This is a genomic window from Enterobacter sp. SA187, assembly GCF_001888805.2.
Classification (GTDB): domain Bacteria; phylum Pseudomonadota; class Gammaproteobacteria; order Enterobacterales; family Enterobacteriaceae; genus Enterobacter_D.
Window position 1 is genome coordinate 1,693,731 of the sequence record NZ_CP019113.1, and the last position, 15,258, is coordinate 1,708,988.

Annotated in this window: 15 protein-coding genes and 1 pseudogene; 4 read left to right on the forward strand and 12 right to left on the reverse strand. The window is 57.2% G+C overall.

Annotated elements, in window-relative coordinates; all coding sequences use genetic code 11:
- Window positions 1-123: 123 nt before the first annotated feature.
- Entirely contained in the window at window positions 124-1,071 is a 948-nt protein-coding gene (treR, locus tag BMF08_RS08105; RefSeq protein ID WP_072570354.1) for a trehalose operon repressor TreR, read from the reverse strand.
- Window positions 1,072-1,359: 288 nt separating this feature from the next.
- Here treR and mgtA point away from each other — a divergent pair, with 288 nt between their 5' ends.
- On the forward strand, window positions 1,360-4,068 hold the full coding sequence (gene mgtA, locus BMF08_RS08110) for a magnesium-translocating P-type ATPase (RefSeq protein WP_072570355.1): 2,709 nt from the start codon (window positions 1,360-1,362) through the stop codon (window positions 4,066-4,068).
- A gap of 104 nt (window positions 4,069-4,172) precedes the next feature.
- Here mgtA and ridA read toward each other — a convergent pair whose 3' ends face one another.
- From ridA to arcA, 9 genes and pseudogenes are all read right to left on the reverse strand, one after another.
- Entirely contained in the window at window positions 4,173-4,559 is a 387-nt protein-coding gene (ridA, locus tag BMF08_RS08115) for a 2-iminobutanoate/2-iminopropanoate deaminase (protein ID WP_072570356.1), read from the reverse strand.
- 76 nt (window positions 4,560-4,635) lie between these two features.
- Complete coding sequence (pyrI, locus tag BMF08_RS08120) at window positions 4,636-5,097, reverse strand: aspartate carbamoyltransferase regulatory subunit (protein WP_072570357.1); 462 nt, start codon at window positions 5,095-5,097, stop codon at window positions 4,636-4,638.
- An 11-nt stretch (window positions 5,098-5,108) separates the two neighbouring features.
- Window positions 5,109-6,044, reverse strand: a complete 936-nt coding sequence (gene pyrB / locus BMF08_RS08125; protein ID WP_072570358.1) for an aspartate carbamoyltransferase — start codon at window positions 6,042-6,044, stop codon at window positions 5,109-5,111.
- A 5-nt stretch (window positions 6,045-6,049) separates the two neighbouring features.
- Window positions 6,050-6,183: pseudogene (gene pyrL / locus BMF08_RS08130) on the reverse strand (pyr operon leader peptide); the annotation flags it as partial.
- A 100-nt stretch (window positions 6,184-6,283) separates the two neighbouring features.
- Entirely contained in the window at window positions 6,284-6,763 is a 480-nt protein-coding gene (locus BMF08_RS08135; RefSeq protein ID WP_072570360.1) for an arginine repressor, read from the reverse strand.
- A gap of 56 nt (window positions 6,764-6,819) precedes the next feature.
- A complete protein-coding gene (locus BMF08_RS08140) occupies window positions 6,820-8,223 on the reverse strand; it encodes a YfcC family protein (RefSeq protein ID WP_072570361.1) in 1,404 nt (467 codons plus the stop codon).
- A gap of 50 nt (window positions 8,224-8,273) precedes the next feature.
- Window positions 8,274-9,278, reverse strand: a complete 1,005-nt coding sequence (gene argF, locus BMF08_RS08145) for an ornithine carbamoyltransferase (protein WP_072570362.1) — start codon at window positions 9,276-9,278, stop codon at window positions 8,274-8,276.
- A gap of 111 nt (window positions 9,279-9,389) precedes the next feature.
- Window positions 9,390-10,301, reverse strand: a complete 912-nt coding sequence (arcC, locus tag BMF08_RS08150) for a carbamate kinase (RefSeq protein ID WP_072570363.1) — start codon at window positions 10,299-10,301, stop codon at window positions 9,390-9,392.
- Between the two features lie 10 nt (window positions 10,302-10,311).
- Window positions 10,312-11,532 (reverse strand): arginine deiminase, encoded by a 1,221-nt coding sequence (gene arcA / locus BMF08_RS08155; RefSeq protein ID WP_072570364.1) that lies wholly within the window; start codon window positions 11,530-11,532, stop codon window positions 10,312-10,314.
- Window positions 11,533-12,204: 672 nt separating this feature from the next.
- Here arcA and BMF08_RS08160 point away from each other — a divergent pair.
- The gene (locus BMF08_RS08160) at window positions 12,205-12,657 is read left to right on the forward strand and encodes a YhcH/YjgK/YiaL family protein (RefSeq protein ID WP_072570365.1); all 453 of its coding nucleotides are present in this window, start codon (window positions 12,205-12,207) and stop codon (window positions 12,655-12,657) included.
- Between the two features lie 99 nt (window positions 12,658-12,756).
- Here BMF08_RS08160 and argF (BMF08_RS08165) read toward each other — a convergent pair whose 3' ends face one another.
- A complete protein-coding gene (gene argF, locus BMF08_RS08165) occupies window positions 12,757-13,728 on the reverse strand; it encodes an ornithine carbamoyltransferase (protein WP_442778382.1) in 972 nt (323 codons plus the stop codon).
- The gene (argL, locus tag BMF08_RS21450; protein WP_412176336.1) at window positions 13,671-13,826 is read right to left on the reverse strand and encodes a putative translational regulatory protein ArgL; all 156 of its coding nucleotides are present in this window, start codon (window positions 13,824-13,826) and stop codon (window positions 13,671-13,673) included. Before argL ends, argF (BMF08_RS08165) begins: the two co-directional genes overlap by 58 nt.
- Window positions 13,827-13,925: 99 nt before the next feature.
- Between argL and rraB the strand changes: the two genes are divergently transcribed.
- A complete protein-coding gene (gene rraB, locus BMF08_RS08170; RefSeq protein WP_072570367.1) occupies window positions 13,926-14,345 on the forward strand; it encodes a ribonuclease E inhibitor RraB in 420 nt (139 codons plus the stop codon).
- Between the two features lie 168 nt (window positions 14,346-14,513).
- Window positions 14,514-15,245 carry a topoisomerase II gene (locus BMF08_RS08175; RefSeq protein WP_321988526.1) on the forward strand — a complete coding sequence of 244 codons (732 nt, stop codon included), beginning with the start codon at window positions 14,514-14,516 and terminating at the stop codon, window positions 15,243-15,245.
- Window positions 15,246-15,258: the final 13 nt, after the last annotated feature.

Sequence of the window (15,258 nt, forward strand, 5' to 3'; positions counted from 1 at the left end):
CCTCACAGAGGTTTTGGAATTATGCGTAGGGAACAGCTGAAAGAGTATCTGCGGATCGGCAAAAGCGAAAAGGGAACGTTCCCGAAATCGGTTAAGGATCACACTAAATCATACAAGCATAGATTAACCGAGGCGGGCGGGGACGATAATGGTGCGCGGTTCGGCGCGGCCGGTGATCTGATCGATCAGCTGGGTGGCGGCCATACGGCCCGCTTCAGCGTAGCCGGGATCGACGGTGACGATTTCCGGATGCAGGAATTTCATCAGCGGCGTATTGCCGACGCTGGCCAGTTGCAGGGCGGTGATGCGCTGCTCCTGTAAGTACTTACTCGCGCCGAGCGCCAGAGTATCAGTGGCGCAGACCAGCGCAGTAGTGTCCGGCGTTAAGACGCGGGCGACGTGCTCATAACCCTGTTTCATCGCCAGGCCCGGCAGCACGGCGACGGGCTGCATCTGATGCTGTGCGCAGAAATGCAGATAGGCGTCGTGGCGGCGCTGGCCGGTGGTGGTGTCGCTGGCAGGCACGCCGAGATAGCTGATATGCCGGTGCCCCTGGGCGTAGAGCTTTTCCAGCAGCATCTGGATCGCCCGTTCATCGTCATAACAGACGGAGGCGAAGCCGCTGGCGTCCCGCGCCATCAGCACCAGCGAAGACTGCCAGGGCGCAAGCAGGGTTTCCGTGAGGCCAGTAAAGCCGAACAGCACCACGCCGTCGATATTGCGGCGACGTAACATGCCAAGATGCTCTTCCACCAGCGCCGGAGAGAACTGACTTTCCATCATGATCGGATCGTAACCCTGGGCGTAAAACGCTGGCAGCATGGTCTGTACCGCAAGGTTTTCCGACAGCGAATCCAGGCGCGTGACGATGATCGCCACGATGTTATCGCTCTGGCCGCGCATTGCCCGCGCCGAGCGGGACGGGGAGAAGCCATGCTGTTGCATGACGGCTTCCACGCGCTCACGGGTCTGGACGCTGACGCCGCTCTCATTATTGAGCACGCGCGAAACGGTGGATTTACCCACGCCGCTTAAGCGGGCGATGTCTTTGATTGTCAGTCGGTTTTGCATGCGTCCTTTCCTTTGAGGTCGGTATCAGCCTAATGATTCTGCGACAAAATACAATGCACAACGTCTGGTTTACGTCCGGTTTAGTTGCCGGGCGTTATTATGCGCCGCAACTTCACCTTATCACTTTTACCGGAGGCAACATGGATCCTGATCCCACCCCTCTCCCCGACGGGAGTTTTCCCGCGTTCCGGTAAGCCTGTTTTCGCTGCCTTGCCGGACGCGTAGGGCAGCGACGTTTTACGTCCCTGCAAAATAACATTTGCGCCTGCGGGCGCAGAGGGACTTTTTATGCTGAAAAATTTTATCCGGCAGCGCTTCTTTGCGCTCAGCCGCCATTTACCACGCCGTCTGGTTGACCGCAGCCCGCTGCCGGATGCCACTACCGCAGGCGTAACCCCGATCCCGGCTTCGCTCAGCGCTCACTGCCTCAACGTGGCGGCGATGGACGAATCTCAACTGTGGCGCAGCTTCGGCAGCCATCCTGAAGGGCTTAACCCGCAGGAAGTCACGGCCAGCCGCGACAAGCACGGCGAAAACCGCATTCCGGCGCAGGCGCCATCGCCCTGGTGGGTGCACCTGTGGCTGTGCTATCGCAACCCGTTCAATTTATTGCTGACGCTGCTCGGCGTGATCTCTTACGCCACCGAAGATATGTTTGCCGCGGGGGTGATCGGCCTGATGGTGGCGATCGCCACGCTGCTCAATTTTATCCAGGAAGCGCGATCCACCCGCGCCGCCGACGCGCTGAAAGCGATGGTCAGCAACACTGCCACCGTGCTGCGGGTGATCAACGACAAAGGCGAAAGCGCCTGGTGCGAACTGCCGCTGGAAGAACTGGTGCCGGGGGATATTGTCCGGCTGGCGGCGGGGGATATGATCCCTGCCGATTTGCGCGTGATACAGGCCCGGGATCTGTTCGTGGCGCAGGCCTCGCTGACCGGCGAATCGCTGCCGGTGGAGAAACTCGCCGTCACACGTAATGCCGCGCAAACCAATGCGCTGGAGTGCGACACCCTGTGCTTTATGGGCACTAACGTGGTGAGCGGCACGGCGCAGGCGATGGTCATCGCCACCGGCGGCAACACCTGGTTTGGTCAGCTGGCCGGGCGCGTCAGCGAACAGCCCACCGAGCCGAATGCGTTCCAGAAAGGCATCAGCCGCGTCAGTATGCTGCTGATCCGTTTTATGCTCGTCATGGCGCCGCTGGTGCTGTTGATTAACGGCTACACCAAAGGCGACTGGTGGGAAGCGGCGCTGTTTGCGCTGTCGGTGGCGGTGGGCTTAACCCCGGAAATGCTGCCGATGATCGTCACCTCGACGCTGGCACGCGGCGCGGTGAAACTGTCTAAACAGAAAGTGATCGTGAAACATCTGGACGCCATCCAGAACTTCGGCGCGATGGACATCCTGTGCACCGATAAAACCGGCACCCTGACCCAGGACAAAATCGTGCTGGAGAACCACACGGACATCGCCGGAAAAGTTAGTAAGCACGTACTTCACACCGCGTGGCTGAACAGCCATTACCAGACCGGTCTGAAAAACTTGCTGGACGTGGCGGTGCTGGAAGGGGTGGACGAAGACAGTGCGCGGGAGCTTTCCACGCGCTGGCAAAAAATCGACGAGATCCCTTTTGATTTTGAGCGCCGCCGCATGTCGGTGGTGGTGGCGGAAACGCCGGATGCGCCGCTACTGATTTGCAAAGGGGCGTTGCAGGAGATGCTCAGCGTCTGTAGCCATGTGCGGCATAACGGCGAGGTGACAGCGCTGGATCAGGCTATGCTGCGCCGCATCGAGCGCGTTACCCAGACGCTCAACCGTCAGGGGCTGCGTGTGGTGGCAGTGGCGAGTAAATACCTCGCGGCGCGGCAGGGGGATTATCAGCGTGCCGATGAGTCAGACCTGATCCTCGAAGGCTATATCGCGTTTCTCGATCCGCCGAAAGAGAGCACCGCACCGGCGCTGAAAGCGCTACACGCCAGCGGCATCACGGTGAAAATCCTTACCGGCGACAGCGAGCTGGTGGCGGCGAAAGTGTGCCACGACGTCGGGCTGAACGCGGGCGAGGTGGTCACCGGCAGCGATATCGAAGGGTTAAGCGATGACGAGCTGGCGGCGCTGGCGCAGCGCACCACGCTGTTCGCCCGTCTGACGCCGATGCACAAAGAGCGCATCGTCACGCTGCTAAAACGTGAAGGGCATGTGGTGGGCTTTATGGGCGACGGCATCAACGATGCCCCGGCGCTGCGGGCAGCGGACATTGGCATTTCCGTGGACGGTGCGGTGGATATCGCCCGCGAAGCCGCCGACATCATTCTGCTGGAAAAGAGCCTGATGGTGCTGGAAGCTGGCGTGATCGAGGGGCGTCGTACTTTTGCCAATATGCTCAAGTACATCAAAATGACCGCCAGTTCTAACTTCGGCAACGTGTTCAGCGTGCTGGTGGCGAGCGCGTTTCTGCCGTTTTTACCCATGCTGCCGCTGCACTTACTGATCCAGAACCTGCTGTACGATGTGTCACAGGTGGCGATCCCCTTTGATAACGTTGACGATGAGCAGATCCAGAAGCCACAGCGGTGGAACCCCGCCGATCTGGGGCGCTTTATGCTGTTCTTTGGGCCGATCAGTTCGATCTTCGACATTCTGACGTTCTGTGTGATGTGGTGGGTGTTCCACGCCAACGTGCCGGAAGCGCAGACGCTGTTCCAGTCCGGCTGGTTTGTGGTGGGGCTGCTGTCCCAGACGCTGATTGTGCATATGATCCGCACCCGCCGCGTGCCCTTCTTCCAGAGTCGCGCCGCCTGGCCGCTGCTGATGATGACGGCGGTAGTGATGGTATTGGGCATCGGGCTGCCGTTCTCGCCGCTGGCAAGCTATCTGCAACTCCAGGCGCTGCCGCTGGCGTACTTCCCGTGGCTGGCGGGGATTTTGCTGGGGTATATGGCGTTGACGCAGCTGGTGAAAGGATTTTACAGCCGCCGGTACGGGTGGCAGTGAGGGGGGAGTTGTGCTTTAACCTGTTTGCCGGGTGGCGCTACGCTTACCCGGCCTACAGGTTAGACGTAGGCCCGGCAAGCGCAGCGTCGCCGGGCAACGATGCTTTAACGGCGTACCGCAATCGCTTCGATTTCAATCTTCACATCTTTCGGCAGACGCGCCACTTCCACGCAGGAGCGTGCCGGGAAGGTGGCGTTATGCTCGGTGAAAAATGCTTCATAGGTGGCGTTAACGGTGGCGAAATCGTTCAGATCTTTCACAAACACCGTCGTTTTCACGATGTCGCCCACTTTCAGGCCCGCTGCTTCAACGATAGCTTTCACGTTTTCCAGCGACTGACGCGCCTGAGCGGAAACGTCGTCCGGCACGGTGCCGGTTTTCGGATCCACCGGGATCTGCCCGGAAGTGATGATCATACTGCCCAGATCAACACCCTGAACATAAGGACCAATGGCTGCTGGTGCATTTTCCGTCGCGATGGTTTTAGTCATGATTTCTCCTGAATAACAGCGAAAATAAGGGGTTCCGCGCCATTATAGGCAGCGCAGAACCCATTACCAACCTCAATTAGCTGGCCAGCACCACATAATGGGAAAACTCTTTTTCACAGTATTTGCATTTGAGCGCGATGTCGCTGGCGCGTTTTTTCACTGCAAAACTGGAGAAAACCGGTTCGGCATGGCTGATGCAGTTACTATTCGGGCACACCAGCACGGCGTCGATGCGCTCCGGCAGTTTCGGGCGCGATTTTCCCACCACTTCATACTCATCAATGCGGTTTACCGTCGCGTCCGGCGCATATAAAGAGAGCTGATCCACCTGCTCATCGGTAAGAAAAGTGTTCTCGATTTTGATCAGATCTTTGCGCCCCATTTCGCCTGACGGCAAATTCAGGCCGATGGTGATGCGCTGATCGGTTTCGGTCAGCTTGAACAGCGTCAGCAGCTTAAAGCCCACCTGCGCCGGGATATGGTCAATCACGGTGCCGCGTTTGATGGCTTCGACCTGGAGTTTATTATCGTGTGTCATCTCAGTGCTCCTTACAGAACCAAATCGCGATTAAGAACCAGCGCCAGCAGCGCCTGGCGGGCAAAGATGCCGTTACCGGCCTGCTGGAAGTACCAGGCGTGCGGGGTTTTATCGACATCGGTGTGGATCTCATCCACGCGCGGCAGCGGGTGCAGCACTTTCATATTGGCGCGCGCATGCGTTAAGTCGCTGGCGCGCAGTACAAACTGCGCCTTCACGTTGGCGTATTCCGACGGATCCAGGCGCTCTTTCTGCACGCGGGTCATATAGAGAATGTCCACTTCCGGCATCACCTCGTCGATGCTGTCATGCACGCTCCACGCAATGCCCTTTTCGTCGAGCATATCCAGAATGTACTGCGGCATCGCAAGTGCTGCAGGCGCGATAAACAGGAAGCGGTTGCCGCTGAATTTCGCCAGCGCCTGCGCCAGCGAGTGCACGGTGCGGCCATATTTCAGATCGCCGACCATCGCGATATTCAGATTTTCCAGGCGGCCCTGGGTTTCCTGAATGGTAAACAAGTCGAGCAGGGTCTGGGTCGGATGCTGGTTCGAGCCATCCCCGGCATTCAGTACCGGAATGCCGCCGGAAAACTCCGTCGCCAGCCGCGCCGCGCCCTCCTGCGGGTGACGCATGACAATCGCATCGACATAGGTGCTGATCACCGAAATGGTGTCTGCCAGCGTTTCGCCTTTTTTACCCAGCGAGGTGTTGCTGCTATCGGAGAAGCCGACCACGCTGGCCCCTAAGCGGTGCATGGAGGTTTCAAAAGAGAGGCGGGTGCGCGTGGAGGCCTCAAAAAAGCAGCTGGCGATCACTTTGTGCTTAAGCAGCTCCGGTTGCGGCGTGGCCTTCAGTCTGGCGGCGGTTGCCAGCACCAGTTCCAGTTCTTCGCGACTGAGATCATTTATGGAAATGATATGTTTTTGATAGAGCGGATTAGCCATCGTTCTCTCCTGACGCCTGCGCAAAAAAAAGCCCCTCAATAAGAGGGGCTGTGAATATCGTGAGCAACGGGAAGAAAAACGGCAGGCCTGCGTCTGTTTTCAGACGCGGTAAGACGCGATGTCGTACGCAGTTGACCATGCTTTCCTCCCGGCAAATTGCCCGGCATTATACTCAGCTGCTTTTGTGGATCAAGTGATTCAATGCACGATTTGTATAAGGCAAACGGTTATTTTGCATATCAATGCATTCTTAACAGATAATTAACGCGTTTATGCACCAGTGCGGTACGCGAGACATCCCGTGGCGCGACCCAGACAATGTTGCTGCTCGCCACCACGCCGAGAATGTCCGGGATCGCATGATAATCCAGTATCCTGGCGACGGCGCGCCCGTATCCGGCGGCGGTATGGATAAGGATAAACTCACTATTGTGCTCAACGCTGACCACCATTTCCGACACGGATCGCGCGGCATCGGGTGCCGGGCGTAACTGTGGATTCACGGAATAAATCTTTTGTCCTTTCGCGTTGCGTATTTTTATCACGCCCAGCAGCTTTAACAGCCGCGAAACGGTGGACTGACTGATGCTGTCAAAACCATGCAGCTGTAAATCGCGGCGGATCGCCTCCTGCGATAAATAGCTTTTCTCCACAATAAGACGCTGGCAGACAGCGAGCTGAAGTTGCTCTCTGGCGGTGCATTCTGCGTATTCCTTCATCGTTTTATTCCAGTTAGTTGCCAAAATGCCCGGTGGCGCGCGCCATCCGGCGAAAACTAGAGCAGGGCGCCAAGACTTAACACAACGGTGATCACCACCGTCAGGATCAACAGCAAGGGCGCAACCCACTTCAGGTAACGCACATAAGGTACGCGCGCAATGGCCAGGCCGCCCATCACAACGGCAGAGGTGGGTGTGATCAGATTCACAATGCCGGAGGCGGACTGGTAGGCCGTGACCACCAGATCGCGATTGACGTTAGCGAAATCCGCCAGCGGCGCCATGATCGGCATGGTCAGCACCGCCAGACCCGAGGACGACGGCACCAGGAAAGAGAGCACCACTTCCAGCCAGTACATGACATTGATAAAGGCGACGGTGGACAGCCCGCTCACCATCCCTTCGGCGCTGTGCAGAATGGTATGGGTGATCATGCCTTTATCCATGATCACCACGATGCCGCGCGCGATGCCGATGATCAACGCCACGCCGAGCAGATCCCGCGCGCCGTTGATAAAGGTGGAGGTCAGCTCCTCTTCGCTCATGCGGGCAATCAGCCCGACGATAATCGCCGCCGCCAGAAACACCGCCGAGATCTCCGCCATCCACCAGCCGAGCACCGCCACGCCGTAGATCATTACCGCGAAGGCGAGGGCGAAGATCACGAGGATAAGTTTGCGCACCGGGGTGAATTCCAGCATCTCCTGCGGCTTATCGCCAAGAAAATGCGCGCGGTTTTCGTCAAGCTTATCCGCCACGATGGAGCTGGCCGGATCCTGGCGCACTTTACGGGCATAACGCATCACCCAGGCCACGCAGATCAGCCAGCCTACCGCCAGCAACAGCACGCGCAGTAAGATGCCGTTGGTAAAGGGGATCCCGGCGGCGTTGGCGGCGATCACCGTGGCAAAGGGATTGATGGTGGATCCGAGCGTGCCGATCCCCGCGCCAAGCAGAATGGTTGAAGCAGCCACCACCGGATCAAAACGCGCCGCCAGCATCACCGGCACCAGCAGGGTGTAAAACGGCAGCGACTCTTCCGCCATGCCGTAGATGGTGCCGCCCGCAGCGAACAGGCCCATCAGGATCGGGATCATCCACTCTTCGTGGCCGTGCAGTTTCAGGGTGACGCGGGCGATCCCGGCATCGATCGCCCCGGTTTTGGTGACGATCCCCAGAAAGCCGCCGATGATCAGAATAAAGAGCGCCACGTCTATCGCGCCCGCCTGGCCGGTGACGGGATCGTACAGCCCGCCGATGGGGGCCATCAGCACGGCAACCAGCCCCTGCGGATGGGCGGCGACCTGCGCGTAGGTGCCGGCCACCGGCACTTCTTTGCCGAGGGTCTCGTTCATCATCATCTGATACTGCCCGGCGGGGACGATCCAGCTCAGGGCGGCGACCAGCGCGATGAGGATAAATAAAATGGTGTAAGCGGAAGGAAATTTGAACTTGCCCATGGGGTGATCTCCCTGTGCGGGCGCGCCAGCTCACCGGCGCGCCCGGATAATTACTCGCCGAGTGTCGCCACCATGACCGCTTTAATGGTGTGCATTCTGTTTTCTGCTTCGTCGAAAACGATGGAGTTCGCCGACTCAAACACCTCTTCGGTGACTTCCAGCCCCTTCAGCCCGTAGGCGATTTCGATTTCCCGGCCCATGGTGGTGTGCTCGTTATGGAACGCGGGCAGGCAGTGCATAAATTTGACGTTCGGGTTACCGGTGGCTTTCACGACGGCGCTGTTGACCTGGTAAGGTTTCATCAGGCTGACGCGCTCGGCCCAGGCTTCTTTCGGTTCGCCCATCGACACCCAGACGTCGGTGTAGAGAAAATCAACGCCGTTGACGCCTTCTTCGACGTCCTCCGTCAGCATGATGCGCGCGCCGGTTTCGCGGGCGATAGCGCGGCACTGCGCCACCAGCGCCTCTTCCGGCCAGAAGGCGCGGGGCGCGACCAGACGGATGTCCATGCCCATTTTCGCTGCGCCCACCATCAGGTCATTGCCCATGTTGTTACGTGCATCACCCAGATAGGCGAAGCGCAGTTCCGGCAGGGTCTTGCCCGGCGCATGTTCCAGCATGGTCATCAGGTCGGCGAGGATCTGCGTGGGGTGAAATTCGTTGGTCAGGCCGTTCCATACCGGCACGCCCGCGAATTCGCCCAGTTCTTCGACAATGGCCTGGCCGTAGCCGCGGTATTCAATGCCGTCATACATGCGTCCCAGCACGCGGGCGGTGTCTTTCATCGACTCTTTGTGGCCGATCTGCGAACCGGACGGGCCGATATAGGTGACCTGCGCGCCCTGATCGAAGGCCGCCACTTCAAAGGCGCAGCGGGTGCGGGTGGAGGTTTTTTCAAAAATCAGCGCAATGTTTTTCCCGGTCAGGGTTGGCTGTTCACGTCCGGCTTTTTTGGCGGCTTTCAGTTCGATGGCCAGATCGATCAGCGACTGGATCTCCGCCGGGGTGTAATCCAGCAGCTTGAGGAAATTGCGGTTTTTCAGGGAGTGGGACATAAGTATTTCCTTATTCAGTTTTTAACGCCTGATGGCGGCTGCGCCTTATCCGGCCTACAGGCCGTAGGCCGGATAAGGCGCAGCCGCCATCCGGCAAAAGGGTATGAAGGCTTAATGCCGGATCAACGTACCTTTCTCACCGGCGAGGATCGCCGGGCCGTCCGTCAGCGCGCCTATCCCGGCGATGCCGTGGCACTCGTCGACAAAACGGCAACAGGCGGCGACTTTCGGCCCCATGGATCCGGCATCAAAGGTCATTCCGTTAAGCTGTTCTGGCGTGACCTGGGTGAGCGGGCGCTGGGCTGGCGTGCCCCAGCCGACATAGACCGCATCGGCATCGGTGAGGATCAGCAGCGCATCGGCTTCGATCTGCCGCGCCAGCAGAGCCGCGGAGAGATCTTTGTCGATCACCGCCTCGATGCCGTGGTAGCCGTCGGCTTTCTCCACCACCGGCACGCCGCCGCCGCCGTTGCAGATCACCAGATGGTCACGGCCGATCAGCGCGTTAATGGCATCGCGCTCGACGATGCGCCGGGGCTGCGGCGAGGGCACCACGCGGCGGAAATAATTCCCGTCGGCTTTGAAGGTCCAGTCTTTTTCCGCTTTCAGTGCGGCGGCCTGGGCTTCGTCATACACCGGGCCGATGTATTTGGTCGGCTGGCGGAAGGCCGGATCGGCGGCGTCCACTTCCACCTGCGTGAGCAGCACGCTGATCTCCCGCTGCGGCAGCAGGTTTTTCAGCGCCTGTTGCAGCATGTAGCCAATCATTCCCTGGCTTTCCGCGCCCAGCACATCCAGCGGGTAGGGCGTGACCTTGTCATAGGCGCTGTTTTGCAGCGCCAGCAGGCCCACCTGCGGCCCGTTGCCGTGCACCAGCACCACGCGCCAGTCGTGAGTCAGCCGGGCGATGGTCTGCGCCGCGAGCAGAATATTTTTGCGCTGAATATCGGCTTCCAGCGGCTCGCCGCGTTTTAACAGCGCATTGCCGCCGAGGGCGACGACGAGAGTGGGTTTCAGTTGCATGGGCGTCTCCTTAAATGCCGTCGCGTTCAAGCGGGCAGCTCATGCAACGCGCGCCGCCGCGACCGCGGCCCAGTTCGTCGCCGGGGATTGGCAGCACGGTGATGCCTGCCTTATCGTATTTTTCGTTGGTCCAGATGTTGCGCTCATAGCCCACCACCACGCCGGGGCGCAGGGTTAACACATTGTTGGCGTCGTTCCACTGTTCGCGTTCCGCTTCAAAGGCGTCGCCGCCGGTGGTGATCAGGCGGATCTGCGTCACGCCCAGGGCTTTTTCCAGTGCAGGCAACAGGCCAGGCTCCTGTAAACGGCTGATGCCGCCGCGTCCGTCCGGGGTCAGCGTCCAGCACTGGGCGTCTTTGCGCACCACTTCCGGGTAGACGGAGAAGGTATCGACGTCTATATGGGTCATCACGGTATCGAGGTGCATACAGGAGCGGTGCTTCGGCAGTTCCACGGCGATCACCCGCTCGGCCTGGCGATGTTTAAACAGGGCGCTGGCGAGGAATTCCACCCCCTGCGGCGTGGTGCGTTCCGACATACCGATTAATACCGCGCCGCGGCCAATGACTAATACGTCACCGCCTTCGATGGTGGCATGGTCATAATTAATATTTTCATCGCCGAAGTATTTAATAAAATCGCCGTCGGCAAACTGTGGATGCCAGCGATAAATGGCGCGCAGATTATTGGTTTCCCGCTGACGCGCCGGTTTCGCCATCGGGTTAATAGACACGCCGTTATAGATCCAGCAGGAGGTATCGCGGGTAAATAAATGGTTAGGCAGCGGCTTCATAATAAAGTCATTCGCTGAATGGGTATCCACCACCATATTTTTAATAAAGGCCGGTATTTCGCCGTAGGTCAGGCCGCCGCTTAAACGCCGCGCCAGTTCGCGATGCGGCATATCCGCCAGCCAGCCGCGCACGTCGGCGGCAAAGGCAGGCCCGAGGCGGTAATCCGACACCTGGGTTTGCAACAGCCAGCCTTTGGCGTCCGGGACGTCCAGCGTCTGGGTGAGCAGATCGGTGAGCAGTAACACTTCCACGCCCTGATCGCGCAGCGTAGTGGCAAAAATATCGTGCTCCTCGCCTGCACGCTCAACCGATAACACGTCATCAAATAACAACTCCTGGCAATTCGATGGCGTCAGTCTTTTCAGGCTAAGATTGGGGCGATGCAACATCACGCTACGCAATTGGCCAATTTCAGAACCGACATAATGCTTTTCCATATTTATTCCTTGCACTTTTTTAGAAATAAAGGGGCCAGCGTTATGAAAAGACTATTTTCATAACCCTTCGTATTCAGGTGAATTCGGCGGTAATACTAATGGCTGTCGCTATTAATAATGTGATATTGCTCACGTGAAACCGGCACTGTTGAGGTTTATTTCTTATTGCATGACGGGCATCAGAGAATACTCAAATGGCTATTTTAAAGCGGTGCATTGCTACGCATTAATTGCTGTCATTATTTTTAGTTGTTAATGTTTTGTACATTGACTCATTAATTATATTTTATCTATCATGCTGAAATTTATGGATAAAATAAAGATGTTCGCATGAATATGCAAAATGGCTAATAAATTATTGCGGCATTAAGTCGAATTAAAAAATAAATATGAAATGGTGTGCCTGAATATGCCGTACGGCAAAATGTGAGCAGTAAGTGGTTTTTTTGATAATTACATTATTTTCAGCAGGTTGCAGAGCAAGGTGCAAAGCCGGCGCAAAAAGTTATGCAGTATTACTGCATACGCCCGGACGCATCGTTAACAGTCTGGTAACAGGCTTGCAGATAAACATGCGTTATCGCAAATCTTTTCCATTTAGAGGTGGTGCAGCAAAAGGATTTTTCGTATAACACATAAAAATGAAACAGTGTTTTATATGAGGGGTTCATCATGATCGTTGGCAACATCCATAATCTTCAGTCCTGGCTGCCGCAGGAACTGGCACAGGCTATCGACTACGTTAAGCAGCACGTTACGGACGCAACCCCGACCGGGAAGCATGATATTGATGGCTCGCGCCTGTTTTATCTGGTGTCTGACGATATGACGCAGCCGTTCGCCGAGCGCCGCGCCGAGTATCACGCGCGCTATCTGGATATTCAGATCGTGCTGAAGGGGCAGGAAGGAATGACCTTCAGCACCCTGCCGAACGGTACGCCGGATACCGACTGGCTGGCGGATAAGGACATCGCGTTTTTACCGGCAGGCGAGCAGGAAAAAACGGTGGTGCTGAGCGAAGGGGATTTTGTGGTGTTCTATCCGGGGGAAGTGCATAAACCGCTGTGCGCCGTAGGCGAGGCCGCGCCGGTGCGTAAAGTGGTGGTGAAACTGCTGGTGGCGTAATGGTATTGCCGGGTGGCGGCTGCGCCTGACCCGGCCTACAACATCTTCAACATCGATGTTAACCGTAGGCCCGGCAAGCTTGCGCCGCCGGGCGATACATCACTCCGCCAGGGTCGCCACCATCACCGCTTTAATGGTGTGCATACGGTTTTCCGCCTGATCAAACACCACGCTGTTTGCCGATTCAAACACCTCGTCGGTGACTTCCATGCCGCCACGAAGGCCATAGGTCTCCGCCATCTGCTTGCCGAGCGTGGTCTGATCGTCATGAAACGCGGGCAGGCAGTGCAGGAATTTCACCTGCGAATTGCCGGTCAGCGTCAGCATCTGGCGGTTCACCTGGTAGCCGCGCAGTAGTGCAATGCGCTCCGCCCACTTCTCTTTGGCTTCGCCCATCGATACCCAGACGTCGGTATAGATAAAGTCAGCGCCTTTCACGCCCGCGGCGACATCTTCCGTCAGCGTGATATTGCCGCCGTTTTTCACCGCCAGCGCCGTGCACTCGGCCACCAGGCTCGCGTCCGGCCAGCAGGCTTTGGGTGCGACCAGACGCAGATCCAGCCCGACCAGCGCGGCGGCTTCCAGCATCGAGTTGCCCATGTTGTTACGCGCATCACCGGCATATACCAGCGTCATCTCATTAAAGGCTTTGCCCGGCAGATGCTCCTGCATGGTGAGCAGATCCGCCAGCAATTGCGTCGGGTGGAATTCGTTGGTCAGGCCGTTCCATACCGGCACGCCAGCATATTCTGCCAGCGTTTCAACAACTTCCTGCCCGAAACCCCGGTACTGAATGCCGTCGTACATGCGTCCCAGCACGCGGGCGGTATCCTTAATTGATTCTTTATGCCCAATTTGACTACCGGCAGGGCCGAGATAGGTGACGCGTGCTCCCTGGTCAAATGCGGCAACTTCGAAAGAGCATCGGGTGCGGGTTGAGTCTTTTTCGAAGATGAGCGCGATGTTTTTACCAGTAAGCTGCTGTACTTCTTTACCTTTTTTCTTATCGGCTTTCAGTTGCGCGGCGAGCGCCAGCAGGGTGTGGATTTCAGCGGGTGTAAAATCGAGCAGTTTAAGAAAGTGCTTCCGGAATAATGCAGACATATTTCCCTCACATGGCTTAGGCCACTTATTGAATTAAAATTCACTTTATATGTGTAAATATTCATTTGCAACCCTGTTTAACAAATCTTTTCGGTCAGGAGTGGAGGCATTGTCAGCGGTGTGTGAAAATAAGAGTATCTGCCGCACATTATGAGGAACGATCCATGGCAAACCCGGAGCAACTGGAAGAGCAACGCGAAGAAACGCGTTTGATTATTGAAGAACTGCTGGAAGACGGCAGCGATCCTGACGCGCTGTACACCATCGAGCACCACCTTTCCGCTGACGATTTCGAAACGCTGGAGAAAGTGGCGGTCGAGGCGTTCAAACTGGGTTATGAAGTCACCGAGCCGGAAGAGCTGGAAGTGGAAGAAGGCGAAGTGGTGATCTGCTGTGACATCCTCAGCGAATCCGCACTCAAGGCAGAGCTGATTGATGCGCAGGTTGAGCAACTGATGACGCTGGCAGAAAAATTCGACGTTGAATACGACGGCTGGGGCACCTACTACGAGGATCCTAACGGCGAAGAAGGCGACGACGATGAAGATCTGCTGGACGAAGACGACGACGGCGTTCGCCACTAAGTAAAAGTGCGGCAGCGCCTGCTGCCGTACCACCTTTCCCGCAGGCATTCCCACCAAAACGCCCTCAAATGCACCAATTTCTGGCAGGTGCGACCGAATCCGATGTTGCGTAACATACCTCTCCTTTTTTTCACTATAACTTTTTAACAACCTATACAGAGAGTCAGGATGAAACTGTCACGGATCGTCATATCCCTTATCGTCGTACTTGTTGTCGCCACTGCCGTCGGTTTTTTTATCGGTTCCCGTCCCTCGCAATCCGGACTCACCGAGGAGCAGAAGTTTGACGCCGCGATGGCGCAATTTCCCTCCTTTACAGTGCTAAAAGAGCAGGAGCCGGAGTACTGGTCGAAGCTGCGTGGCCGCGCGCTGGCTATGCAGAAAGAGGGCAAAACGGAGCAACAAATCATCGACGTCATCCAGCCGGAAATTTTGCAGATCCAGATCTCGCGTCTGCAATCGGCGCCGGACGATCAGGTGGTGCGCTATATGAAAGTGAATATGGAGCAGACGGCGGCGATCCAGAAGGTGAGTGACGATGACTGCTACCGCTTCCTGTTCCCGAACGTGAAAGGCGGTATCAATCCGATGCGTGTACTGTCCAAAGAGATGCTGACCTACCGCGCCACCGTGGACGCCGATATGATGCGTTCGGCATACGGCGCGGGCAAACACACTGCGACGCCGCAGGAGCGTGAACGCGCCCAGCAGGATCTTCAGGCCGTTGCCGCCACGCTGGTGAAAAAATATGGCGATGATGTGGCCATCTTGTCTGAGCCGCAGAAGGGCGTGGGCAAAGAGAAGCTGACCTGCGATATGGTGGAAGAGATGTGGAGCAATGTGCTGGCGCTACCGGCTGATAAAGCCGCGGGTATTGTGCGTTTTATGATGGCGCAATAACGCCTCTCTGGTG